Origin of the sequence: Billgrantia antri (assembly GCF_017868935.1) — a bacterium.
Taxonomy (GTDB): Bacteria; Pseudomonadota; Gammaproteobacteria; order Pseudomonadales; family Halomonadaceae; genus Halomonas; species Halomonas antri.
Genome location: NZ_CP053383.1, coordinates 2,196,661 through 2,220,474, shown reverse-complemented (window position 1 = coordinate 2,220,474; position 23,814 = coordinate 2,196,661). Strand labels below are relative to the sequence as shown.

Genomic DNA, 23,814 nt, shown 5'->3' with positions numbered 1-23,814 from the left:
TCGCCCCCACAGGTGACAGCTACCTTCTTCGATACCATTTCGTTCAACGGGATTTGACGGAGGTCATCATGACGCGAGGACTCGGGGGTCGCTCACCCGCCAACATTACGCATCACCTGCAAGGCGTGGATTTTCCGGCTCAGCGTGAGGATCTGGTCACGCAAGCCCAAGCCAATGGAGCGGAAGACGATGTCCTGGAGGTCATACGTCGCTTGCCGGAACAGGAATACGAGAGCATGGCCGATGTGACCAAGGGGGTAGGCGAGGTCGAATGAGCCCTTCACTCGCATAACAAGGAGAGCGGTATGCTCAAGTTCCTAGCCAGCACAGTCGGCATCATTTTCCTCATTGGCTTGGTTGTCGTTATAGGCTTGCTGATGCTCATTTTCTGACAATCATGTGCTCTTGCCTTGGGCGGCTGCGCTGCTCAAGGCTCGATAGGTACTGCTGCATCGCAAGACACGGTCGCATTTCGCTAGTATGTCAGTATGCCGGCAACGACGTTGAGTGGAGCTTGCGATGTTGTTTACACCTCGACAGTGGCTCGTTCTACTGGCGGGTCATGTCATCGGTACATTTCTCTTCGTGATACTGGGCTGGCCGCCCGATGCCAACCACGACCTCTTCCTGGCTTTTGGCGGTATGCTGGTACCGACTCTGTTGGCCTTCGTTGGCGCATTACTGGGGCGCATACATAGCCGGCAAGGCGCAAGCATCGGGATGATCGTCGGCTATGTGCTCTTCTTCGCCCCGGCCAGCGTGATGATGCTGGGCAACTGAGCCGGAAACAACGACGCCCGGCCGAAGCCGGGCGCATGGGTTGTGACGGGCAGTCGGTTCTTCAGCCGTGGATGGCGAAACTGCCTGCATTTAGCCAGAGATGGGCAGCGACACTGGCAGCGTAGCCCAGCGCAATGACCGGCGCCCAACGCAGGTGTCCCAGGAAGGTGTAATTGCCGCGCGCCTGACCCATCAGTGCCACACCGGCAGCGGAACCGATCGACAGCAGGCTGCCGCCGACCCCTGCGGTCAGGGTGATCAGCAGCCAGTGACCGTGAGACATTTCAGGCTCCATGGTCAGCACCGCGAACATCACCGGGATGTTATCGATCACGGCGGAAACCACTCCCAGTACGATGTTGGCCCAAGTGGCATCCCAGCCGCTGTAGAGCACCTCGGAAAGCAGACCGAGGTACCCCAGGAAGCCCAGGCCGCCCACCGACAGGACCACGCCGTAGAAGAAGAGCAGGGTATCCCACTCGGCGCGAGCCACGCGGTTGAAGACGTCGAACGGCACCACACTGCCCAGTTGACGCAGCTTGCGCTCGTCACCGCGCTGCGTATAGCGGATGCGCTTTTTCTCGAGCGAGCGGGGCAAGGTCATGCGCAGGAAGTAACCGAAGAACTGCAGGTAGCCCAGGCCGGTCATCATGCCCAGTACCGGTGGCAAGTGCAGCAGGGTATGACAGGCCACCGCCGTCGCCACGGTGAAAAGGAAAAGCGCAATGATGCGACGCGCGCCCCGCTTGAGCCAGACGTCCTCGTAGACTTCTTCCGGCTTGCGGTTGTTGATGAAGAAGCTCATCACCACGGCCGGAATGAGGAAATTGACCAGTGACGGCACCAACAGATCAAAGAATTCGTAGAACTGCACGATGCCCGCCTGCCAGACCATCAGCGTGGTGATGTCGCCAAAGGGGCTGAAGGCACCTCCAGCGTTGGCAGCCACCACGATATTGATGCAACAGAGATTGATGAAGCGCTTGTCGCCCTCGGCCACTTTCGTGACCACCGCACACATCAGCATGGCCGTGGTCAGGTTATCGGCAATCGGGGAAATCACGAAGGCCAGGCCGCCGGTCAGCCAGAACAGTTGCTTGTAGCTGAACCCTTTGCGAGTCATCCAGGAACGCAGCGCATCGAACACGCGACGCTCGTCCATGGCGTTGATGTAGGTCATCGCCACCAGCAGGAACAGCATCAGTTCGGTGAACTCGAGCAATACCTCGCGGAACGCATGTTCGGCCTCGTTGGGCATGCCAGACTGTACATAGACCCAGCCGATCATGCCCCAGATCAGTCCCGCCGCCACGAGCACCGGCTTGGACTTGCGCATGTGAATCTTCTCTTCGGCCATTACCAGCGCATAGGCAAGAACGAAGATAATGACCGCGGCAAAGCCTACCGCCGAATCGGTCAACTGCATGCTGCCGGTGACCGCCAAAGCGGCAGGACTGAACAGCAGGATGGCAAAAGCCAGCAATAGGATGCTCGGCCAACGGAAAAAATTCCGTAGCCTGGTTTGTTTACAGCAACCAGTTGGCATGGGTGATGTTCCTGTTGGTTAATTTTTCAGGGAGAGGTGAAGAAAGCGCCTGAATTTTACCATGCCCTGTTGCGGTGCAACAGTTATCCGGAAGGAGTAGAGGCGACTGGGAGGTAGACATTAGTCAATAAAAAACCCCTGACATCGCAGGGGTTTTCAGGAAAAAGAGTGGCGGAGGGACAGGGATTCGAACCCTGGAAGGGCGTTAACCCTTGCCGGTTTTCAAGACCGGTGCATTCAACCGCTCTGCCATCCCTCCGGCTCACGGGGGCGAATATTACCAGTTACACTCACAAGGTCAAGTGGGTTTCACCATGCAACACCAGAGGAGAGGGCAGGGCATGGCTGAGCATGACGCGGAAGGCGTGAAGCCAACCCCTGCCGTCGCGGCGGCAGTGGTGGAACGGGGCAGGGTACTGATGGTTCGCCGCCGCCATCCTCCCCATGACGATATGCTGGCGCTGCCAGGCGGGCGAATCGAATCGGGGGAGACGCTATTCGAAGCAGCCGTGCGCGAGCTGAACGAAGAAACCGGCCTGGTTGCCGAAGCCCAGCGTGTGGTCACCGCCATCGATCAGCTACAGTATGATAAAGGAGGGTACCTGCTCAGCCACTTCATCATCGTGGTGGTGACATGTCGCCGGGTGGCGGGCAATGCCGTCGCAGGCGACGATGCAAGCGAAATTCACTGGCTGGAAGCGCAACACATCAGGGAAGCATCTGACCTATGCGCCAGCGCACGTCAGGTGGCCCTCGAGCTACTGGAAGGCGGGCAACGCCGATGAAGAGGCGTTGAGTCGTGCAGAACTAAGGACTTGCGTCGGGAACCAAGCAACGGCATCCTTGGTCCACTGCAGAGATCAACCAAGATCAATCACAGGGAGCTCTGGATCAATGGCCTATCACGACACACATGTGGCACAGCATTCGTCACAGGCCGTCAGCGCCAGCAAGGTGTTGCGCAATACCTATGCACTGCTGGCTATGACACTGCTGTTCTCCGCCGTCACAGCGGGTGCCGCCATGGCCATGGGCGTCGAAAGAATGAACATCTTCGTGTTCTTCATCGGCGCATACGGCTTGATGTTCCTGGTGCACAAGACGGCCAATTCGGCCGCCGGCCTGCTGGCAACTTTCGCCTTCACCGGTTTCATGGGCTTCACTCTCGGCCCGATTCTCAGTGCCTATCTGGCGCTGCCCAACGGGGCTGCGCTGATCATGAACGCCCTAGCCATGACCGGGCTTACCTTCATTGGCCTTTCGGCCGTGGCCCTGGTCACCAAGAAGGACTTCAGCTTCCTCGGCAACTTCCTGATGGCGGGCGCCATCGTGCTGATCCTGGCCATGGTGGCGGGCCTGATCTTCCAGATCCCCACCCTGATGCTGATGGTATCGGCCGGCTTCGTGCTGTTCGCCTCGGCTGCCATTCTCTTCCAGACCAGCGAAATCGTGCACCGTGCCGGCGAGACCAACTACATCCTGGCCACCATTACGCTGTACGTTTCGATCTACAATCTCTTCGTCAGCCTGCTATCGTTGCTCGGTATCATGAGTAGCGACTGAGTCAGGCAAGTGCCGTACCAGGCCCCGCCAGTGCGGGGCCTGCGTGTTTGAGAACGCAGGAATCGCCCATGCGCTACGGTCTACTCGTCGAGGGTGCACCCTATAGCAGTCAAGCATCCCATTCCGCACTGCGTTTCGCCTCGGCGCTGGTGGCCAGAGGGCATCGAGTCGAGAGTGTCTTCTTCTACCACGATGGCGTCTATAATGCGTCTCGCCTCGCTGCGCCACCTCAGGATGAACCGCATCTCTACGATGCCTGGCGCTCGCTCAGCGCCGAGCACGGAACTCAACTGCAGGTCTGCATCGCCGCCGCACTGCGCCGCGGTCTGCTCGATTCGCGTGAAGCCGACCGCCACGGCAAGGCGGGCCATAGCGTCGAACCCCCTTTCGAGCTGACGGGACTCGGCCAGTTGATCGACCTGGGGCGGGAGGTCGATCGCCTGGTGACCTTCGCTCCTTGAGGATCCATGATGTCGTCAACCGTCGATTTCAGCGGTGACCTGCTGGTCATCCTGCGCCATGCTCCACACGGCAGCAGCTGGCTGCGCGAAGGCCTCGATACCGCACTGGTGGCTGCCGCTTTCGGTCAAACGGTGAGCCTGTTGTTCCAGAGCGATGGGGTACTGGCACTGACCAAAGGGCAGGGGGCCGGCCCGCTGGGTCAGAAGGGTACGGCGGCCACGCTGGATATGCTGGCCATGTACGATATCGAGTCGCTCTACCTCGATCCGGAGGCATTAGAGCGTTTTGGGCTCGGCGAGCAGGATCTGCTGCTTCCCGCCGTCGCACTAGATGCCGCTTCGCTCCCGCGACTCATTGCCGGGCATCGGCTGGTTCTCACGTTCTGACTGGCCGTCATGTTGCCAAGAGGGTGCAAATGATCCTGCATATTCTCAATCGTCCGCCCAGTTCGAGCCTGGTGTATCGTGACGCACTCGCTGCCATGGACGCCACGGATCGACTGCTGCTGATCGAGGATGGCGTTCTGGGAGCCCTGACGGCCCAGATTCGTCACTTCCAGGCGATAGAAGGTCGCCTGTTCGCTCTACGCGAGGATCTGAGCGCGCGCGGTCTCGAGGGACAATGCGACGCCAGTGTGCAGGTCATCGACGTGGATGGCTTCGTTACATTGACAGAAGAAGCCGACAAGACAGTGAGCTGGTTCTAATGGCTTCCTCTGAGATCGCACGCTACCTGGATACCGGCAACGGCCGCATCGCCCTGGATCCCGAAGGCTATCTCGTCGAACTATCGGAGTGGACTCCGGCCGTGGCCGAAGCGCTAGCCGCCGAGGAGGGGCGAGAGCTGACGGAGGAGCACTGGGAGGTGCTCAAGGTGATACGCCACTTCTATGAACGCTATGAAGCTTCCCCGGCCATGCGTCCGCTGGTCAAGGCGGTGGGCCAGACGCTGGGGCCGGAAAAGGGCCGTTCGCTGCATCTGATGAGACTCTTTCCCGACAGCCCCGCCAAGGTGGCAGCACGCCTTGCCGGGCTGCCCAAGCCCGCCAACTGTCTCTGACGGCCCCGGCATGAACTTTCTGGCCCATGCCTGGCTTGCCCGCGGCGGTAGCGATGACTTCCTCTATGGCAACCTGATTGCCGACGGCGTCAAGGGAAGCGACCTGAGCGCCTGGCCTGTGGAAGTGGCCAGCGGTATTCAACATCATCGCCGAGTCGACGCCTTCGTCGATACACACCCGGTGGTCCTCACGGCACGCCGGCGCGCACCTCAGGAGTATCGTCGTTATGCGGGCATCGCCCTCGATCTGGCGTGGGACCACTTCGTGGCACGGGAACTCGCACTGGACCAGTTGCCGTCTCACCTGGTCCAGCGCAGTTACCGGGTGCTGAGCCACCGGCCCGCACCGGCGCGCCTGGAGCGGATGATCCCGGCTCTGGTCGCCCAGGACTGGCTGCATCGTTACGCCGACTTCGACTTCACCTGCGATGCGGTGCGCGGTATCGGTCGGCGCCTGTCCGGGCCAAACCGCTTGGCCGCCCTGGTTCCCTGGCTGGAAGAGGATTACGCCGCCCTGGAGCAAGACTTTTATCGGCTATGGCCCGCAGTCGCCAAAGCACTGGAAGTGGCACCCGGCGGTCCATGACCGATGTCTCAATCACTCCTTAGCCAGAGACACTCGACCGTATCGCCGGGTTCAATCTGGCTATCCGCCGGAACGACGGCCAGCGCATCGGCGCCCACACAGGAAGAGAGCACGCCGGAGCCTTGGTCCGGGAAGGCGTGGGCGGTAATGCCGTCCTGCTCCATGGTCAGCGAAACGCGCATGTAATGGCGCCGAGGCCCCGTGCGGGTGGAGAAAGCGGCCCGCGCAGACAGGGACGGCAGGCTGGCAAGGCTCGGGCAGGCGAGCAGGGCGCCCATCAGCGGGCGCAGGAACAGCCAGGCGGCAACGAAGCTGGAGACGGGGTTGCCAGGCAGGCCGACGAAGCGGACCTCGCGCCCGTCGCTGGCGTCGAGCCGCCCCAGCGCCAGCGGCTTGCCGGGCTTGAGCGCCAGGCGCCACAGATCGAGCCGGCCGATCGCCTCGATGGCCGCCTTGACGTGATCCTCCTCGCCAACGCTGACACCGCCAGTGCTCACCACCACATCGGCCTGCTCGGCGGCGAGTGCCAGCATGGCCCGGGTGCCTTCGGCATCGTCGGGCATCGAGGCAATGAACGAGACTTCAGCGCCGAAACGCTGCAGCTGGTCCTTCAGCATGGGCCGGTTGCTGTTGTATATCTGGCCGGCGGCCAGCGGCTGGCCCGGTTCGACGATCTCGTCGCCGCTGTTGAGCAGGGCGACGCGCGGCCGGCGTCTCACTGAGACTTCCACCACGCCCTGGCTGGCCAGATGCCCAAGTGCGGCAGCGTCCAGACGCTGACCGGCCTCGAGCAGCACCGCACCTGCCGCCACGTCGCTGCCGCGATGGCGCACGTTGTTGTCGGCCGGCACCTGAAGCGGTATGTCCGCTGCGTCATCGACGACCTCGACCTTCTCCTGCATGACCACGCAATCGGCGCCGGGGGGTAGCGGGGCGCCGGTGAAGATTCGCGCGCAGGTGCCGCGCGACAGCGGCCGCGGCTCGCTGCCAGCGGCAATGCGCTGGACGATCGGCAAACGCTTGCCGGCGTCTTCATGGTGCAGGGCGTAACCGTCCATGGCGCTGTTGTCGAACGGCGGCACGTCGAGGCGGGCGATGACCTCTTCGGCCAGCACACGGCGTCCGGCCTGCTCACAGGGTAGGGTTTCGGCCTCGACGGGGGAGACGTCCTTCATCAGGGCGGCCAGCGCCGCCTCGACGGATTGCAGCTCAGACATGCTGGCCTCGTTCGGGGATGACCAGATTGGCGAAGTTGCATGGCTTATGGCGGCTGTCGAGCTGCTCGGCGAGCAGGCCGTCCCAGGCGGTACGACAGGCACCGCTCGAGCCCGGCAGACAGAAGATAGCGGTAGCGTTGGCCAGCCCGCCGAGGCAGCGACTCTGGATGGTCGAGCTGCCGATTTCCTGCCAGGAGAGCTGGCGAAACTGCTCGCCGAAGCCCTCGATGCGCTTGTCGAGCAGCACCGACACCGCTTCGGGCGTGGAGTCCCGCCCGGTAAAACCGGTCCCGCCAGTGGTCAGTATCACCTGGACGTCGGGATCGGCAATCCACTCGGCGACCACGGCACGGATACGGTAGACATCGTCGATGACGATGCGCCGCTCGGCCAGCCGATGGCCTGCCTCGGTAAGCCGTTCCGCGAGCAGGGCGCCGCTGCGATCGCTGCTGAAATCACGTGTGTCCGAAATGGTCAGAACCGCGATGCGTAGCGGGATCATGGCCTCGCTCATGATTGCGCGTCCTGCTTGCGGGCCTGGCGCGCCTCGAAGGCGGCCTGCTGTTCCGGCGTTGCCTCCTGCTGATAATTGGCTTTCCACTCGGCGTAGGGCATGCCGTAGACGTATTCGCGCGCGGACTCATAGTCGAGTTCGGCGCCCTGTTCGTCGGCAGCGGCCACCAGCCACTTGGAAAGACAGTTGCGGCAGAAATCGGCCAGTATCATCAGGTCGATGTTCTGCACGTCCTTGTTGGCTTCCAGATGCCGGAGCAGGCGGCGGAAGGCGGCCGCCTCGAGCTGGGTGCGTGTGGCGTCGTCGAGATGCTGCATGACGTAGGCTCCTGGTTGAGTCGCCTCAGGATAACAAAATGACATCGTGCGTGGCTGCTACTCAGGCCGTATCGCCGCGGGTACAGACCGAAAGGACGACGGCATCGTCTTCGCTCAACGAGACCAGTGCGTGCCCCATGTCGCTGTCGAAGTAGATGCTATCGCCACGTGACAGCTGCAGCGGCTCATAGAACTCGGTATAGAGACAAATCTCGCCCTCCAGCACCATCAGGAACTCCTCGCCATCGTGGCGCACCCACTCGCTGAACTCGTCGAAGCTGCGTGCCCGCACGATGGTCTTGAAAGGTATCATGCGCTTCTGGGCCAGTTCGCAGCTGAGCAGCTCGTGCTCGTAGGTAGGGGTAGGATGAAGCTGGCCCTCACCACGCCGGGTCAGGTCACGGCGCCCCATGGTGCGTGGCTGAACCTTCGGCGGCGTCAGCAGCTGCGGCAGGTCGATGTTCAGGCCGTTAATCAGTTTCTGCACGGCGGTGAACGTCGGCGAGATCTGGTCGTTCTCGATCTTGGAAAGGGTAGAGCGGGCCAGGCCGGTACGCTGGCTGACATCCTCAAGCGTCCACTGGTTGGCCAGGCGAATTTCCTTGAGTCGCTCGCCGAGCCGCAGCGGTTCGACGAACGGTTTGCGGCCCGAGGCGATGCGCAGTGCGGCCTGCTGGTCGGTATTGGCGGACATTGACGTGTTCACTATAGGAAACAGAGTTTCCTGAAGCGTACCACAGAAGCCCTTCGCGCACCGGCCGAGAGGCGCCTTCACGATTCGTGATCCCGACATGGCTCACGCTGATTCAAGTCTCGAAGGGCAAACCGAGCAGGGCCTTGACGTGCGCCTCGGCGCAGCGACCCAGGGAATCGAGGTCATATCCGCCCTCGAGCACCGAGACCAGGCGATTCTCGGCATACAGCGCGGCGATGTCCAGAGCCAGGCGGGTAATCCAGTAATAGTCTTCGTCTTCCAGGCACAGTTCCGCCAAGGGATCGTCACGATGGGCATCGAAGCCCGCTGAAACCAGCACCAGCTCGGGTTTGAAGGCGTGCAGCGCGGGTAGCCAGTCGTCTTCGATCGCTCGGCGGAAGGCGGCGCTGTCGGTACCGGCCTCCAGCGGCGTATTGATCACGTTCTGCCACTCGCTGCGCAGGTAGCGCCAGGGGTAGAAGGGAAACTGGAAGCTGGTGCAGATCAGGATGTCCGGATCATCCTTGAAGATATCGATGGTGCCGTTGCACTGATGCACGTCGAAATCGAGGATCGCAATACGGCGCGCTCCATACCGGGCCCTGGCATGCGCGGCTCCCACGGCGACGTTGTTGTAGAAACAGAATCCCATCGCGTCGGTCGCCTCGGCGTGGTGACCGGGGGGGCGCACGGCACAGAACACGTTGTCCGCCTGGCCACGATAGACTTGCTCGACACCGCGGACTACCGCCCCGGCTGCCACGCGGGCGGCATCAAGGCTATCGGGGTTCATCATCGTGTCGCTGTCCAGCGTGACGATGCCCGACTCGGGAACGCACTTGTCGAGCGCGCGCAGATGGCGAAGCGGGTGTACCCGGGCCAGCTCCTCCTCGCTGGCAGGGCGAGCCTCCGACTGCATGGTCTGCTGCAGCAACCCCGAGAGGGCCAGTCGAGCGCGAATGGCCTCCAGGCGCAGCGGGCTTTCGGGGTGCTCCGGGCCCATATGGTGAAGATCGCAGTTCGGATGCGAGATGAACGCCGTGATCATATGGAACTCCAGAGTGATTGAGGTCACCTTAATGGGCTCCACCCCTTGCATAACAGTGTCAATAAGTCGTACACAAGGAGGCACCTACTGCTCTGATGAGGTGACGTCTTGAGCACCAGATTCCTGCGCCACTTCTTCGAACCCCGTAGCATCGCGGTGATTGGCGCTTCGGAAAAGCCCCACTCCATCGGCGGTATCGTGATTCGCAACCTGCAGGAGGCCGGTTTTCCCGGGACGTTGTGGGCAGTCAACCGCAAGGGCTACGACTCGGTTTTCGACCAGCCCTGCGCGTCTCGCATCAGCGAGCTGCCCGAGACGCCCGACCTGGCCGTAGTGTGTACGCCGGCGGCTACGTTGCCCAAGGTAATCTCTCGGCTGGGTAGGATCGGCGTCAAGGCGGCACTGGTGCTATCCGGCGGGGCACACCTCGACGACGCCGAAGGCGACAAGGGCTCGATCCGCGAGCGCATGCTGGCGGCGGCGCGAGAATCGGGTATCCGGGTACTGGGGCCGGAGTGCATGGGCCTGATCGTCCCGGGCCGGCGCATCAATGCTTCGTACTCCAGCCAGCCGGTGAAAGCCGGAAAGGTGGCTTACCTGGGGCAGTCCGGCATGCTCGGCAACGCCATGATCGACTGGGCGGCAGGGCGCGGCATCGGCTTCTCGCACCTGATCACGGTGGGCGACAGTGTCGACGTCATGCTCCCCGACCTGATCGACTACATCAACCAGTACGCACCGACCCAGGCCATCCTGCTCCACCTGGAGCGTATCCAGGATTCCCTGCACTTCATGACTGCGCTGCGCGATGCCTCTCGTCATCGTCTGGTACTGGCGATCAAGAGCGGACGCACGCCGCAGTCCGATCTTTCCGGCATGCCACCGACACCGGGCATCGCCAACCGCGACGTGGTCTTCGAGGCCGCCTTCTCGCGCGCCGGTGTGGTGCGGGTAAACGATTCCGACGAATTGTTCGACGCACTGATGACACTGTCGCAGATGCGCCCGCTCAAGGGCGATCGCCTGGCCATCGTCTCAAACGGGCTTGGCCCTGCCATGCTGGCCATCGACAAACTGGTCAGCGCGGGAGGCGCCCTGGCAAGCTTCAGCGAGGCAACGCGCCGGGCGCTGCGCGAAGGCGAGTTCGACATGAGCAAGCCCGGCGAGAACCCGGTGGATCTCGGTGGGGATGCCACGCCGGAGCGCTTCGTCGAGGCGCTGGAGATCGTCGCCGCCGATCCCGGCGTCGACGCCGTGCTGGTGGTACATGCCCCCACGCGCCTGGCCCCCTCCAAGACCACCGCCCAGGCTCTGATTGCCAACCGCAAGCGCTTCAGACGCAACCTGCTGACCAGTTGGATGGGACTCGAGGGGGCGCTCTATGCACGTCACGAGTGCAGCATGGCGGGCATTCCCACCTATGTCTCGCCGGAGAAGGCAGTCAAGGCTTTCATGCACATGGTCGACTACCAGCGTGTACAAGCGCTGCTGCAGGAAACGCCGCCGAGCCTGCCTTTCAGCACTACCGCGGACATTCGTGCCCGTTGCCATCACCTGATAGAGCAGGCCCGGGCAGAGGGGCGCGAGACCTTGTCACATGCCGAGACGGCCCAGGTGCTCGAAGCCTATGGCATACCCGTGGCGCCAAGCCGCTATGTGCACACGCCAGCCGAGGCCGAGGCGGCTGCCCATGACCTCGAGGGACCGTGGGCGCTGAAAGTCGTGCATGACGGCAACTGCCGTCCTTTTCGCTACCGCAAGCATCCCCATCGCATATCGGCAGGGCTGCTGCAGGACCTGCATACACCGAGCCAGGTGGCTGAAGGACTCACCCGACTCGGTCACAAGGTCCATGAGAAATTCCCGCCGGTGAAGATTCGCGAATACTGCCTGCAATCCATGCAGCGGGGCAAACAGTCGATGCAGCTCTGCGCTGGCATCACACGCGACCCGGTATTCGGTCCGCTCATCGTGTTCGGCATCGGCGGCTACAAGGTCAATATCCTCGCTGACCGCCAGGTGGCCCTGCCGCCACTGAACATGACCCTGGCGGCGGATGTGGTCGGGCGCACCCACGCTGCGCGACTGATACGAGAGCACTCCGGTGAGCCCGAGCGCGACCTGGAGAGACTGTGCCAACTGCTGGTCAAGCTGTCACAGATGGCTTCGGACCTGCTCGAGCTACGTGGGCTCGAACTCAACCCTCTGCTGCTCAATCGCGACGGCATGCTGGCAGTGGATTTCGCCCTCGATCTCGGCAGTCCGGCACGCTTCGCGATCATGCCGTACCCCGAGGAACTACGTGAGTGGGTGACGTTGAATAATGGCATGCAGGTCGAGGTACGCCCCATCCGCGCAGAGGATGCCCCCTTGATTACCAGCTTCCACAGCCAGCTGTCGGAGGAGAGCATTCGCTTCCGTTACTTCCATAACAAATCCGACCTCAGTCAGCGCGACCTGTCGATCCTGTCGCACATCAATTATGACCGTCAGATGGCCTTTATCGCCGAGCACCAGCGGGAGGACGGCGGAAAGGAGATGCTCGGGGTGGTACGGGTATGGAACGATCCCGACAACATACGCACCGAGTTCTCAATCATCGTGCGCGACGACATGGCCGGGCAGGGGCTCGGCAGCCTGCTCATGAAAAAGATGATTGCCTATTGCAAGAGCGTGGGCACGCTGGAGATGATCGGCAAGGTGATGGTCGACAACCACCCAATGCGGGCACTGATGAAACACCTTGGCTTTCGCTGTCGCTACAACATGGAAGAGCAGGTGGTGGATGCGGTGTTGCGCCTCAATGAGCCAGAGAGCGAGTGGCAGAAACACCGACTGGAGAGCCTGCCAGACTAACGGAAACCCTGATTCATTCGAATCAGGGCTTCCTATCGCTCACGGGGCAAGACGGAACGCATGCCAGGCGTCATCGCGCTGCTCGTAGCGGATACGATCGTGCAGCCGGCTCGGCTGGCCTTGCCAGAACTCGATCATGCTGGGGGCCACACGATAGCCTCCCCAGTGTACGGGGCGCGGAATTTGCTGTCCCTCGTAGGCCTGTTCGAAGCGATGCTGACGCTCTTCGATCCAATGCCGATCGGGGATCACCACGCTCTGGGTTGCCACCCATGCACCCAACTGGCTGGCCCGGGGGCGGCTATCGAAGTAGGTGTCCGACTCCTCGTCGGAGACCGGCTCGACGCTGCCTTCAACGCGCACCTGGCGTCCCAGAGAGGGCCACCAGAACACTAGCGCGGCGTGCGGTACGTTGGCCAGCTCACTGCCCTTGTGGCTGTGGTAATTGGTATAGAACACCAAGCCTCTCTCATCGTAGCCCTTCAGCAGTACGATACGTGCGTGGGGCAACCCTTGACTGTCGACGGTGGCCAGTGTCATGACGTTGCCGTCTTCGCCTTCGGCATCCAGTGCCAGCGTCAGCCACTCGTCGAACAACACCACGGGGTCTGCCGGAACCATGCCTTCTTCCAGCCTGCCACCTTCATAGTCGCGCCGGATGTCGGCGATGTTGCGTGTCATGGCGTACTCCTCGTCATTTTTCTCCATGGTCGCCGCTGAGGGGAATCAGCACAACACCCGCGACTTGACCGTCATCACGTCTTGCTCGATCCGGGGCGAGACTCCTCAATCTCTGCGCTCCGCCTTGAGCTGACGACTGCGAAAGCGGGCATAGAACATGCTGCCGGTAAACAGCGCCAGGGCGGCCAGGGACTCGCCAATGCCGAGCAGCCCCTGTCCGGGCAGGGTCGCCAGCATGACTCCCTGGACGAAGTAGAGCAGGCTGACAAAGGCCAGCCAGGCATGGCCGCGTGGGCGCCTCCCCAGGATCGAGGGCAGGAAGAGAATGAGCGGCAGGGCGCGGATCAGTATCGGCGTCAGCGGGTGGGTGCCGGCCTGCATCGCCAGGCCGCTCCAGAACAACAGGGCCAGCAGGATCACATAGCTGGCGAGAACCAGCCGGCGACTGCGTTCGGTGAGCATGTCCAGGCCGTGACGAGCCTCGAGCCCTTCGACCCAGCGCCTCATCGGGCTTCCGCTCTCATGCGGACGAGCGCCAGGGCCAGGTGCGCCAGGCGTTTCCCCTGCGCGTGCACCAGCCGGCTCTCGCTATCGGCCAGCGGCCGGTCGCTACGCTGTCCGGCCACATGGCTGGCCCCGTACGGGGTACCGCCAGCGGCGGTGGTCATGAGGTCTGTCTCGCTGTAGGGCAGCCCGGCATAGACCATGCCGTGGTGCAATAACGGTAGCAACATGGAGACCAGCGTGGTTTCCTGCCCGCCGTGCAGGCTTGAAGTAGAAGTAAAGGCGGTGGCCGGCTTGTCCACCAGTGCGCCGTTGAGCCATAAGGCGCTGGTAGCGTCGATGAAGTATTTCAGCGGAGCGGCCATGTTACCGAAACGGGTCGGGCTGCCCAGCGCCAGGCCGGCACAATGCCGCAGGTCGTCGAGCTCGGCATAGACGGCGCCCTCGGCAGGAATGTCGGGATCCACGGCTTCGCAGGTAGGCGACACCGGCGGCACGGTGCGCAACCGCGCCTCGATGCCGGTGCAGGACTCGACGCCGGCCGCGAGCTGCTCGGCCATGCTGCGTGTGGCGCCGTGTCGGGAGTAATAGAGAATCAGCACATAGGGCAGGGTGTCGCGCATCATGGCTCCAGATCGTAAGGCAAGAGGACAATCACGGGGAAGGTCAATCCTTGGCGTGTACCAGAGCCAGCACGTCCTCGGGGGGACGCCCGATGATTGCTCGCTTACCGTCGTCGGCGATTGGGCGCTCCATCAGCTTGGGATGTCGCACGATTGCCGCGATAACCTGCTCCTGGTCCTGCAAGTCGGTATCGTCGACCTCCCGCCACTCCGCCTCCTGGGTGCGCACCAAGCGCTCGCCGTCGGCATCCAGACGTGACATCAGGTCGCGAAGCTCTTCCTCGCTCAGCGGCTCGTCGAGATAGCGCCGGACCTTCACTTCGGCACCGTTCTCTTCCAGCAGCGCCAGCGCCTGACGCGACTTGGAACAGCGTGGGTTGTGATAGAGCGTGATGGCCATGAGCGACTCCTCGATCCTTGAAAGGTTGGCTCATATTGTAGAAGGGGGGTCACCTCGGCCACAACCGCAGCTATTCGAAATTCCCGCTTCGATCAGTTGGTTGCACCTGCATCTGCAGGCTGTTGCGACGCCTTCAGGCGACGATAGACCCAGACCATTCGACCATCGGCAAGCCGCGTGGGGACACGCTCGTAGCGTATGCCCAGACGCTCATAGCGGTCCAGGCGCTCCAGCTCGCCAGCATCGACCTCGATCACCTCGCCTGCAACCCGCTCGCCCGGGGCTTCGGTCAGGTCGAGCCCCTCGCGCCGGTAGCCTTCGAGCACGGCCGGGTCGGCCTCTCCCGCACGGCCCATTACCAGCCAGCGGATCGGAGCGAAACGCAAGGTGCCATAGACGAATACACTGTGCTCTCCCTCCTCGATGTCGGCGAGATGCTCGGGGCGGTCATAGGTGTAGGGGCTCAGCATGTTCAGCCAGAGCCACCCGAGCAGGACCAGCAGCCCCATCAGGATGGCAAGGACAGCGTGACGGGCGCGCATGCGTTCTCCTTGTAGCCGGTTCGATCGATATCCTGCCATGGCAGGCAAGGAGCTGTCCGGTTCTATGCCGGCTCGAAGCTCTGTTAGGATGCAGGCACGGCTCGACCACAGGGGAGGATGCCCATGAACCAGTCGGCATATGAGGATCAGGACTTCAGGGCGATGGTGGGAGACGTGAAGCCGCTGCGCAGGAGCGCCAATCGAGCCAGTCCAGGTCAGCCCCGCAGCCAGCCAACCGAGGCCCAGTTGGCACGCCGCGAGAGTGCCCAGGCCGAAGTCAGTGGCGACAGTTTCCTTTCCGATGATTTCGTTGAATTGCTGCCGCCTTTCGATCCTGTCGAGTTCCGCCGCGACGGTATTCAGCAGGGCGTGGCCGACCGGCTGCGCCACGGAGGCTATCCGGCCCAGTCGCGCCTTCATCTGCTGCGCCGCCCATTGGCCGAGTGTCGCCGAGCACTGCCGCCCTTCATTCACGAAGCCTACGCACACGATCTGCGTTCGCTGCTGATCGTGCATGGCCGGGGACGGGAGATCGACAGCCCGGCCAACGTGCTGCGCTCTTACCTGGTCAAGTGGCTGGCCCAGTTCGACGAGGTCCAGGCGTTCGTCTCGGCCCAGCAGGCCGACGTTGGACTGGGTGCGACCTGGGTTATGCTGCGCAAGAGCGATCGGGCGAGGGCAGACAACCGTGAGCGTCAGCAGAAACGCCGAGGCTGATGCGGCCAGCAACGGCAGAAGCCGGCACACGGCCGGCTTCTATCTTACCCAGAGGGAGGCTCGAAACTAGGCCAGAGCCGGCTCCACCCGCTCCACGGCTTCCCGCATGCGGCGGCGGAACAGCGGTTCTTCCACGTCCACGGCCGGCTGATAGGCGCGGCTGAAGGCGTTGAGCGCATGCAGGGCATCTTCCAGCCACTGGTCCTCGCGCAGCGAGAGAGCGTCGAAGCCGCAGCGAGTGAGGAAGAACGCCTGATCGACCAGCACGTCGCCGATGGCCCGGATCTCGCCGGCGTAGCCGTAGCGCTCGCGCAGCAAGCGCGCCAGGCTGTAGCCGCGGCCATCGGTGAACTTGGGAAAGTCGATGGCGATCAGCGGTGCTGCAGCCAGCTCCTCGGCCAGTTCCGGCGTCAGTTCGGTATCGCTGGAGAGCCATGGCGCCAGTTCCTGGCTTCCCTCCAGTTCCTGCCAGCGTGCCAACGGCACGATGGCGGGGGTGGCGGGCACTGCCGCCTCCTCTTCGCGAATCAGCACCCAGCGGTCTTCGGCTGGCTTGCCGTTGCGAATGAAGGGGCGTACGGAGGCGTTCTGATCAGGCATATACCCGCTCCTTGAAAGGCTTGAGGCCGATACGGCGATAGGTTTCGATGAAGGTCTCGCCCTCGACACGCTCACCCACATAAACTTGCAGAACCTTGTCGATCACCTCGGGCACACTCTCGCGGTCGAACGAAGGGCCAAGGATCTTGCCCAGCGAAGATTCGTTGCCCTGGGCGCCGCCAAGCGAGATCTGGTACCACTCCTCGCCTTTCTTGTCGACACCGAGAATACCGATATGGCCGACATGATGATGCCCGCAGGCATTCATGCAGCCGGAAATGTTGAGGTCCAGCGGACCGAGATCGTAGAGATAGTCGACGTCCTCGAAACGCTCCTGAATGGCCTGGGCCACCGGAATGGACTTGGCGTTGGCCAGTGCGCAGTAGTCGCCACCGGGGCAGCAGATCAGGTCGGCGAGGGTGCCCACGGTGGGGTTGGCCAACCCGAGTTCCTCCAACCGTTGCCAGAGCTCTTCCAGGCGATCCACCGCCACGTCGGCCAGCACCAGATTCTGTTCGTGGGTGACGCGAATCTCGCCGTAGCTGAACTCATCGGCCAAATCCGCCACCTGATGCATCTGCTCCCAGGTCAAGTCACCGGGCGAGTGGTTCTTGCGCTTCAGCGACAGCGTCACCGCCTTGTAGCCCGGTACCTTGTGGCCCTGCACGTTGTTGGTGACGAAGCGGGCAAAGGCCCGGTTCTCGGCACGCAGGCGCTCGAAAGCATCGACGGCCTCTTGGCCGACGGTGCGACGTTCGGGGTCGACGAAATGCGACTGCATCGCCTCGATGGCCTCGCGGGTCAGGGTCTGCGGCCCGTCCTTGAGGTGCGCCCACTCGGCATCGACCCGACGGCGGAACTCCTCGACGCCCAGCGCCTTGACCAGGATCTTGATGCGCGCCTTGAACTTGTTGTCGCGACGACCGAACTGGTTGTAGACGCGCACCAGGGCCTCGAGGTAGGTCAGCAGGTGCTGCCAAGGCAGGTCGTCACGCACCACCTCACCGATCATCGGCGTACGGCCGAGTCCGCCACCCGCCAGCACCTTGACGCGCACTTCGCCATGTTCGTCGCGCCATAGACGCAGGCCCACGTCGTGAACCTGGATGGCGGCACGATCCTCGGCGGCGCCGGTCACGGCGATCTTGAACTTGCGCGGCAGGTAGGTGAACTCTGGGTGGAAGGTCGACCACTGACGTATCAACTCGCACCAGGGACGCGGATCGACCTCCTCATCCTCGGCGATGCCGGCAAACTGGTCGGCGGAGGTGTTGCGAATGTCGTTGCCGCTGGTCTGAATCGAGTGCATCTGCACACTGGCAAGTTCGGCCAGCATGTCAGGCACCGTCTCCAACTTCGGCCAGTTCAGCTGCAGGTTGGTACGGGTAGTGAAGTGCCCGTAGCCGCGGTCGTAATCGCGCGCCAGATCCCCCAGCTTGCGCAGCTGATAGGAGGCCAGCATGCCGTAGGGGATGGCAATGCGCAGCATCGGCGCGTAGCGCTGGACATAGAGTCCGTTCTGCACGCGCAGCGGCAGGAATTCCTCGTCGCTGATCCGTCCGGCCAGATAACGATTCATCTGGTCGCGGAACTGGGCGACGCGTTCATTGACCAAGGTCTGATCATGGGTGTCGTAGCGATACATTCAGCCGGTCCTGCTGCTTAGGGGGAATGGCAGAGCGTCAGGGGGCACCATAACGCCCCGAGCATATTCTATGAAAGAATAAATATTTATATTTTTTATACGGAAAAGCATATAAAGCGTCAAGCCTCCCATGGGGTGATCAGAGTGACAAACGCAGCCACTGGCGGCGCTGCCAGATCATGGCAAAGCAGAGGGAATTCAGCCCGCGATAACCAAGCTGCACCCACCACACGCCTAGCAGCCCCTGCTCCAGGACCACACCGACCCACCAGGCCAGCGGTAGAAATACCAGCCACTGCAAGGTGAGCGTCGCGGTCATCACGGTGCGGTTGGCGCCAGCGCCGAGCAGAGCCTGCCCCAGCACCAGGGCAGTCGCGTCGAGCACTATCATCGCGGCGGTAAGCTGCAGCGGAAGGCGGGCCAAGGCTATCAGGTCACGGTCATGGAGAAAAATGCCCAGTACCTGATCAGGAAGCGCCGCCATGGGCAGCGCCAGTGCGGCTAGGCACAGCCAGGCCAGGCGCACCACGTCCCAGCCCCAGCGATGGGCATCGCCATGGGCCTGCCGCCCAAGCGACTGGCCCACCAGGCTCATCGCGGCCATGCCCAGGCCGACACCGGGCAGGATGAGCATCAGTGAGAGATTCACCAGTACATGACCCGCCGCAACGCTGGCGATATCGATCTGACCGAGGATCCAGAACAGCACCGCGTAGCCGGCGGCGAACCACAGTTGCTGGAACGAATGCGGCACAGCCAGGCGCAGCGTGGCCCATAGCGCAGAGCGGCATGGCATACCCGTGAGAAATCCGCTTGGCACGGCTCGCCGGTAGCTGACCAGCGCCCACAGCCCGAGCCCTGTAAACAGTGACAGGGTCGTGCCAGCGCCGGCACCTGCTGCGCCCATTGCCGGCAGGCCCAGATAACCGAAGATCAAGCCGACGCTGGCCCCCACGTTGACGACGTGCATGACCAGCATGATGCGCAGGTAGTAGTCGCTCTGCTGGATGCCGTTCCAGTAGCCCCGAAAGCAGAAGATCATCGCCACCGCCACGAGCGACAGCACCCGCCAGCGGAAGTATTCCACTGCTACGGCAGTGACCTCGGCGCTGGGATTGAGCCATCCCAGCAGCCACGGCGCCTGCCACAGGCAGAGCAGAGTGACGGGCAGCGAGGCGATCAGGGCGATCACCAGTCCCGCGTTGAGCGGCAGGGCGCGCAACTGCCATGCCTCTTCGCCATGTCGGCGTGCGGTCTGCGCCTGAACCCCCGATGAGAGCCCGAACACCAGGGCAGTGATCAGGAACATGGCGTAGCCGCCTATGCCCACGCCTGCCAGCGGCACCTCGCCCAGCGAGCCGACCAGGGCCGCATCGATCAGATTGATCAGGCTCTGGGTCAGCATCGCGGCGGTAATCGGGGTGGCAAGGCGCAGGATACGTCGGCGACGACTCGAGTCGGGTAGCATGGCCTATCGCTGGTAATGTGGACGGCCCACGCCGAAGGCGTGGGCGATTCTGGCCATCATCGGTCAAGACGGATCGTAGGAGAGCACTGGCGACAGCCAGCGCTCCATCTCGGCCAGCGTCATGCCCTTGCGCTCGGCCAGCGCCTCGACCTGGTCGCGGGTAATCTTGCCGGTCGAGAAGTACTTCGACTGCGGGTGGGAGAAGTACCACCCAGATACTGCCGCGGCCGGCCACATGGCGAAGTTCTCGGTCAGCTCGATGCCGGCGTTCGCGGTGGCATCGAGCAGGCGGAACAGCGTGCGCTTCTCGGTGTGGTCGGGGCAGGCGGGATAGCCCGGCGCCGGGCGGATGCCCTGATATTTCTCGGCGATCAGCGAATCGTTGTCGAGAGTCTCGTCGGGCACATAAGCCCAGTACTCCTTGCGCACCCGCTCGTGCATGCGCTCGGCGAATGCCTCGGCCAAACGGTCGGTCAGCGCCTGGACCATGATCGCATTGTAGTCGTCGCCGGCGGCCTTGTAGCGTTCGGCCAGGGCTTCGACGCCGTGCCCGGTGGTCACGGCGAAGCCGCCGATCCAGTCGGGCTTGCCGCTCTCCTTGGGTGCGACGAAGTCCGCCAGGCTGTAGCAGACCCCATCGCGGTTCTTGGTGGTCTGCTGACGAATATGGTGCAGCCGTTCGATGACCTGGGTACGCGACTCGTCGGCATACACCTCGATGACATCATCGTCGACGCTGTTGGCCGGCCACAGGCCGATCACACCGCGTGCCTCGACGCGCTTCTCGTCGATCAGCTTGCGCAGCATCTGCTGGGCGTCGGCAAACAAGTTGCGCGCCGCTTCGCCGACCACCGCGTCGTCGAGAATCTTGGGGTACTTGCCCGCCAGTTCCCAACTCATGAAGAAGGGCGTCCAGTCGATACGCTCGAGCAGTTCCTCGATGTCGTAGCCCTCGAACACCTGGAGGCCGGCGACGGCGGGCCGGGGCGGCGTGTAGCCGTCCCAATCGATGGGCAGCTTGCGTTGGCGTGCCTCGGCGTAGCTCAGGTCGGCGGCCTTGGGTCGACGCTTGGCATTGCGGTCGCGCACCTGTTCGTACTCGGCCTTGATCTCGGCCACGTAGGTGGGCTTGAGCGCAGGCGAGAGCAGCTTGCCGGCCACGCCGACCGCCCGCGAGGCGTCGGCCACGTAGATCACCGGCTCGTCGTACTGCGGCTCGACCTTGACCGCCGTATGCGCCTTGGAGGTGGTGGCGCCACCGATCAGCAGCGGCAGCTTGAACCCCTGGCGCTGCATCTCCTTGGCCACGTGGACCATCTCGTCCAGCGACGGCGTGATCAGGCCCGAGAGGCCGATGATGTCGGCATTCTCCTCGCGGGCCGTCTGCAGGATCTTCTCCGCCGGCACCATCACGCCGAGGTCGACCACGTCGTAGTTGTTGCACTGCAGGACCACACCGACGATGTTCTTGCCGATGTCGTGCACGTCGCCCTTGACCGTGGCCATGACGATCTTGCCCTTGGCCTGGGTGTCTTCGCTCTTCTCGGCCTCGATGTAGGGGATGAGATAGGCCACCGCCTGCTTCATGACCCGCGCCGACTTGACCACCTGGGGCAGGAACATCTTGCCGGCGCCGAACAGGTCGCCGACCACGTTCATGCCGTCCATCAGCGGACCTTCGATCACCTCGATGGGGCGACTGGCCTGCTGGCGGGCTTCCTCGGTGTCGTCCTCGATGTAGGCCGTCACCCCCTTCACCAGGGCATGCTCAATGCGCTTGTTGACCGGCCAGGATCGCCATTCGAGATCCTCCTTTCGAGCCGTACCGCTACCGTCGCCCTTGTACTTCTCGGCCAATTCGACCAGCCGTTCGGTGGAATCGCTGCGGCGGTTGAGCACCACGTCCTCGACCGCCTCGCGCAGCTCGTCGGGCAGGTCGTCGTAGACCGCCAACTGGCCGGCGTTGACGATACCCATGGTCAAGCCGGCACGAATCGCATAATAGAGAAAGACGGAGTGGATCGCCTCACGCACCGGGTTGTTGCCACGGAAGGAGAACGACACGTTGGAAACGCCGCCGGAGACCATGGCATGAGGCAGGTGTTCGCGAATCCAGCGGGTGGCTTCGATGAAATCGACGGCGTAGTTGTCGTGCTCCTCGATGCCGGTGGCGATGGCAAAGATGTTGGGATCGAAGATGATGTCTTCCGGGGGAAAGCCGACCCGCTCGACCAGCAGCTCGTAGGCTCGCTGGCAGATCTCGGTCTTGCGCGCGAAGGTATCGGCCTGGCCTGCCTCGTCGAAGGCCATCACCACCACGGCGGCGCCGTAGCGGCGGCACAGGCTGGCCTGCTCGAGGAAGGCTGCCTCGCCCTCCTTGAGCGAGATCGAGTTGACCACCGCCTTGCCCTGCACGCACTTGAGCCCCGCCTCGATGATCTCCCACTTGGACGAGTCGATCATGATCGGCACCCGGGCGATGTCGGGCTCGCCGGCGATCAAATTGAGGAAGCGCACCATCGCCTCCTGGGACTCGAGCATGCCCTCGTCCATGTTGATGTCGATGACTTGCGCACCGTTCTCCACCTGCTCCAGCGCCACCTCCAGCGCCGTGGTGTAGTCCTCCTCGACGATCAGGCGCTTGAAGCGCGCTGACCCGGTCACGTTGGTGCGCTCGCCGACGTTGACGAACAGCGAGTCCTTCTCGATGTTGAATGGTTCGAGACCGGAGAGGCGACAGGCGCGTGCTCGCTCGGGCACCTGGCGCGGCGCCACACCCCGGATGGCGGCGTGGATCGCGGCGATGTGCTCGGGCGTCGAGCCGCAGCAGCCGCCAATGATGTTGACTAGGCCGCTTTGGGCAAACTCGGCTACGATCTCGGCCATCTCTTCCGGCGTCTGGTCATACTCGCCAAACTCGTTGGGCAGCCCGGCGTTGGGATGCGCCGAGACAAAGGTGTCCGCCTTATTCGAGAGTTCCTCGAGATAGGGGCGTAACTCCTCGGCCCCCAACGCACAGTTCAGTCCGATGGAGAGCGGTTGGGCATGACGCACTGAATTCCAGAACGCCTCGGTGGTCTGGCCGGAGAGGGTGCGCCCCGAGGCATCGGTGATGGTCCCCGAGATCATCACCGGCAGGCGTTCGCCACGCGCCTCGAATAGCGTCTCCAGAGCGAAGATGGCCGCTTTGGCGTTGAGGGTATCGAAGATCGTCTCGATCAGGATCAGGTCGGCGCCGCCCTCGATCAGCGCTTCGGCCGCCTCGTAGTAGTTGTCGCGCAGCTCATCGAAGGTAACGTTGCGCTTGGCAGGGTCGTTGACGTCCGGCGACAGCGAAGCGGTGCGCGAGGTCGGTCCCAGCACACCCGCTACGTAGCGCGGCACGCCGGTTTCGGCTGCTACGGCATCGCACACATCACGCGCCAGGCGCGCTGACTCGCGGTTGAGCTCTGGCACCAGCGCTTCCATGCCGTAGTCGGCCTGGGAGAGGCGGGTGCTGTTGAAGGTATTGGTCTCGATGATGTCGGCACCGGCCTCGAGATACTGGCGGTGGATGCGAGTGACCAGGTCGGGACAGGTCAGCGCCAGCAGGTCGTTGTTGCCCTTGAGGTCGGAGGGCCAGTCGCCGAAGCGCTCGCCGCGGAAGTCGGCTTCGTCGAGCCGGGCATTCTGCAACATGGTACCCATGCCGCCATCCAGCATGAGGATGCGCTCTCCAAGCCGTTCGGTGAGGGTAGCGGTCAGTGCAGAGGGTAGGGCGGCCATGGGTCGGGTCGGTCTCCAGCGAAAGTCACGTCCAGGATCGTGGTCGCCCCTTAATGGTTGTCGGTTGCTGACGGGGGCGGTCGTGTCGGCCCGACATGGTAGCAAAACCAGCGCCTTGAGGGCAGGGCCGATCAAAAACCGACCAAAACAGTCGGGATTGTCTCGCCGCAGGCTTTTGCTTACCATAAAGGTATTCATCTATGGCCAGCCGTTGCGGCCTTGGCCCG

At 63.0% G+C, this 23,814-nt stretch carries 27 protein-coding genes and 1 tRNA gene; 12 read left to right on the top strand and 16 right to left on the bottom strand.

Annotated features, from left to right (window positions below; all coding sequences use genetic code 11):
• The first annotated feature begins 68 nt into the window (after positions 1-68).
• The 3 genes from HNO53_RS10390 (at position 69) to HNO53_RS10385 (ending at position 780) form a co-directional block, all read left to right on the top strand.
• Positions 69-275, top strand: a complete 207-nt coding sequence (locus tag HNO53_RS10390; RefSeq protein WP_209478369.1) for a DUF2795 domain-containing protein — start codon at positions 69-71, stop codon at positions 273-275.
• Positions 276-305: 30 nt separating this feature from the next.
• Positions 306-392 (top strand): small membrane protein YohP, encoded by an 87-nt coding sequence (locus HNO53_RS21695; protein WP_474082802.1) that lies wholly within the window; start codon positions 306-308, stop codon positions 390-392.
• Positions 393-519: 127 nt separating this feature from the next.
• On the top strand, positions 520-780 hold the full coding sequence (locus HNO53_RS10385; RefSeq protein ID WP_209478367.1) for a hypothetical protein: 261 nt from the start codon (positions 520-522) through the stop codon (positions 778-780).
• 61 nt (positions 781-841) lie between these two features.
• Here HNO53_RS10385 and nhaD read toward each other — a convergent pair whose 3' ends face one another.
• Positions 842-2,326 carry a sodium:proton antiporter NhaD gene (nhaD, locus tag HNO53_RS10380; RefSeq protein WP_209478365.1) on the bottom strand — a complete coding sequence of 495 codons (1,485 nt, stop codon included), beginning with the start codon at positions 2,324-2,326 and terminating at the stop codon, positions 842-844.
• Between the two features lie 169 nt (positions 2,327-2,495).
• Positions 2,496-2,585, bottom strand: a tRNA-Ser gene (locus HNO53_RS10375).
• Between the two features lie 82 nt (positions 2,586-2,667).
• Here HNO53_RS10375 and HNO53_RS10370 point away from each other — a divergent pair.
• From HNO53_RS10370 to HNO53_RS10340, 7 genes are all read left to right on the top strand, one after another.
• Entirely contained in the window at positions 2,668-3,111 is a 444-nt protein-coding gene (locus HNO53_RS10370) for an NUDIX hydrolase (protein ID WP_209478363.1), read from the top strand.
• A 109-nt stretch (positions 3,112-3,220) separates the two neighbouring features.
• Entirely contained in the window at positions 3,221-3,889 is a 669-nt protein-coding gene (locus HNO53_RS10365; RefSeq protein WP_209478361.1) for a Bax inhibitor-1/YccA family protein, read from the top strand.
• 68 nt (positions 3,890-3,957) lie between these two features.
• Entirely contained in the window at positions 3,958-4,350 is a 393-nt protein-coding gene (gene tusD, locus HNO53_RS10360) for a sulfurtransferase complex subunit TusD (RefSeq protein ID WP_209478360.1), read from the top strand.
• Between the two features lie 9 nt (positions 4,351-4,359).
• Positions 4,360-4,737, top strand: coding sequence for a sulfurtransferase complex subunit TusC (tusC, locus tag HNO53_RS10355; RefSeq protein ID WP_209478603.1), 378 nt, complete (start codon positions 4,360-4,362; stop codon positions 4,735-4,737).
• Positions 4,738-4,766: 29 nt separating this feature from the next.
• Positions 4,767-5,057 (top strand): sulfurtransferase complex subunit TusB, encoded by a 291-nt coding sequence (tusB, locus tag HNO53_RS10350; RefSeq protein ID WP_209478357.1) that lies wholly within the window; start codon positions 4,767-4,769, stop codon positions 5,055-5,057.
• Complete coding sequence (locus HNO53_RS10345) at positions 5,057-5,410, top strand: TusE/DsrC/DsvC family sulfur relay protein (RefSeq protein WP_209478355.1); 354 nt, start codon at positions 5,057-5,059, stop codon at positions 5,408-5,410. The genes tusB and HNO53_RS10345 overlap by 1 nt, the downstream gene beginning before the upstream one ends.
• 10 nt (positions 5,411-5,420) lie before the next feature.
• Positions 5,421-5,996, top strand: a complete 576-nt coding sequence (locus HNO53_RS10340; RefSeq protein ID WP_209478353.1) for an acyl carrier protein phosphodiesterase — start codon at positions 5,421-5,423, stop codon at positions 5,994-5,996.
• Positions 5,997-6,004: 8 nt separating this feature from the next.
• Here the strand turns inward: HNO53_RS10340 and HNO53_RS10335 are convergent, their stop codons facing one another.
• From HNO53_RS10335 to HNO53_RS10315, 5 genes are all read right to left on the bottom strand, one after another.
• Positions 6,005-7,213 (bottom strand): molybdopterin molybdotransferase MoeA, encoded by a 1,209-nt coding sequence (locus HNO53_RS10335; protein WP_209478352.1) that lies wholly within the window; start codon positions 7,211-7,213, stop codon positions 6,005-6,007.
• Positions 7,206-7,727: a molybdenum cofactor biosynthesis protein B gene (gene moaB / locus HNO53_RS10330; RefSeq protein ID WP_209478351.1), complete on the bottom strand. Its 522-nt coding sequence runs from the start codon at positions 7,725-7,727 to the stop codon at positions 7,206-7,208. Before moaB ends, HNO53_RS10335 begins: the two co-directional genes overlap by 8 nt.
• Positions 7,724-8,044: a DUF1244 domain-containing protein gene (locus HNO53_RS10325; protein WP_209478350.1), complete on the bottom strand. Its 321-nt coding sequence runs from the start codon at positions 8,042-8,044 to the stop codon at positions 7,724-7,726. The genes moaB and HNO53_RS10325 overlap by 4 nt, the downstream gene beginning before the upstream one ends.
• 61 nt (positions 8,045-8,105) lie before the next feature.
• Positions 8,106-8,738, bottom strand: coding sequence for a helix-turn-helix domain-containing protein (locus HNO53_RS10320; RefSeq protein WP_209478349.1), 633 nt, complete (start codon positions 8,736-8,738; stop codon positions 8,106-8,108).
• Between the two features lie 112 nt (positions 8,739-8,850).
• Positions 8,851-9,786: a histone deacetylase family protein gene (locus tag HNO53_RS10315; protein WP_209478602.1), complete on the bottom strand. Its 936-nt coding sequence runs from the start codon at positions 9,784-9,786 to the stop codon at positions 8,851-8,853.
• A 108-nt stretch (positions 9,787-9,894) separates the two neighbouring features.
• Between HNO53_RS10315 and HNO53_RS10310 the strand changes: the two genes are divergently transcribed.
• Positions 9,895-12,642, top strand: a complete 2,748-nt coding sequence (locus HNO53_RS10310) for a bifunctional acetate--CoA ligase family protein/GNAT family N-acetyltransferase (RefSeq protein WP_209478348.1) — start codon at positions 9,895-9,897, stop codon at positions 12,640-12,642.
• Positions 12,643-12,681: 39 nt separating this feature from the next.
• Here HNO53_RS10310 and pdxH read toward each other — a convergent pair whose 3' ends face one another.
• From pdxH to HNO53_RS10285, 5 genes are all read right to left on the bottom strand, one after another.
• Complete coding sequence (pdxH, locus tag HNO53_RS10305) at positions 12,682-13,323, bottom strand: pyridoxamine 5'-phosphate oxidase (RefSeq protein WP_209478347.1); 642 nt, start codon at positions 13,321-13,323, stop codon at positions 12,682-12,684.
• A 105-nt stretch (positions 13,324-13,428) separates the two neighbouring features.
• Positions 13,429-13,830: a DUF2069 domain-containing protein gene (locus HNO53_RS10300; protein ID WP_209478346.1), complete on the bottom strand. Its 402-nt coding sequence runs from the start codon at positions 13,828-13,830 to the stop codon at positions 13,429-13,431.
• Complete coding sequence (gene wrbA, locus HNO53_RS10295; RefSeq protein ID WP_209478345.1) at positions 13,827-14,450, bottom strand: NAD(P)H:quinone oxidoreductase; 624 nt, start codon at positions 14,448-14,450, stop codon at positions 13,827-13,829. Before wrbA ends, HNO53_RS10300 begins: the two co-directional genes overlap by 4 nt.
• 43 nt (positions 14,451-14,493) lie before the next feature.
• Positions 14,494-14,850 carry an arsenate reductase (glutaredoxin) gene (arsC, locus tag HNO53_RS10290; protein ID WP_209478343.1) on the bottom strand — a complete coding sequence of 119 codons (357 nt, stop codon included), beginning with the start codon at positions 14,848-14,850 and terminating at the stop codon, positions 14,494-14,496.
• Positions 14,851-14,942: 92 nt separating this feature from the next.
• On the bottom strand, positions 14,943-15,392 hold the full coding sequence (locus HNO53_RS10285; RefSeq protein WP_209478341.1) for a gamma-glutamylcyclotransferase family protein: 450 nt from the start codon (positions 15,390-15,392) through the stop codon (positions 14,943-14,945).
• A 123-nt stretch (positions 15,393-15,515) separates the two neighbouring features.
• On the opposite strand from HNO53_RS10285, the gene smrA reads away from it, so the two are divergent.
• On the top strand, positions 15,516-16,109 hold the full coding sequence (gene smrA / locus HNO53_RS10280) for a DNA endonuclease SmrA (protein ID WP_209478340.1): 594 nt from the start codon (positions 15,516-15,518) through the stop codon (positions 16,107-16,109).
• Between the two features lie 66 nt (positions 16,110-16,175).
• Here smrA and HNO53_RS10275 read toward each other — a convergent pair whose 3' ends face one another.
• The 4 genes from HNO53_RS10275 to metH form a co-directional block, all read right to left on the bottom strand.
• Positions 16,176-16,709 (bottom strand): DUF934 domain-containing protein, encoded by a 534-nt coding sequence (locus tag HNO53_RS10275; protein ID WP_209478339.1) that lies wholly within the window; start codon positions 16,707-16,709, stop codon positions 16,176-16,178.
• Positions 16,702-18,354 (bottom strand): nitrite/sulfite reductase, encoded by a 1,653-nt coding sequence (locus HNO53_RS10270; protein ID WP_209478338.1) that lies wholly within the window; start codon positions 18,352-18,354, stop codon positions 16,702-16,704. The genes HNO53_RS10275 and HNO53_RS10270 overlap by 8 nt, the downstream gene beginning before the upstream one ends.
• A gap of 139 nt (positions 18,355-18,493) precedes the next feature.
• Positions 18,494-19,822 carry an MATE family efflux transporter gene (locus tag HNO53_RS10265; protein WP_209478337.1) on the bottom strand — a complete coding sequence of 443 codons (1,329 nt, stop codon included), beginning with the start codon at positions 19,820-19,822 and terminating at the stop codon, positions 18,494-18,496.
• Positions 19,823-19,885: 63 nt separating this feature from the next.
• Positions 19,886-23,587: a methionine synthase gene (metH, locus tag HNO53_RS10260; protein ID WP_209478336.1), complete on the bottom strand. Its 3,702-nt coding sequence runs from the start codon at positions 23,585-23,587 to the stop codon at positions 19,886-19,888.
• Between the last annotated feature and the right edge of the window lie 227 nt (positions 23,588-23,814).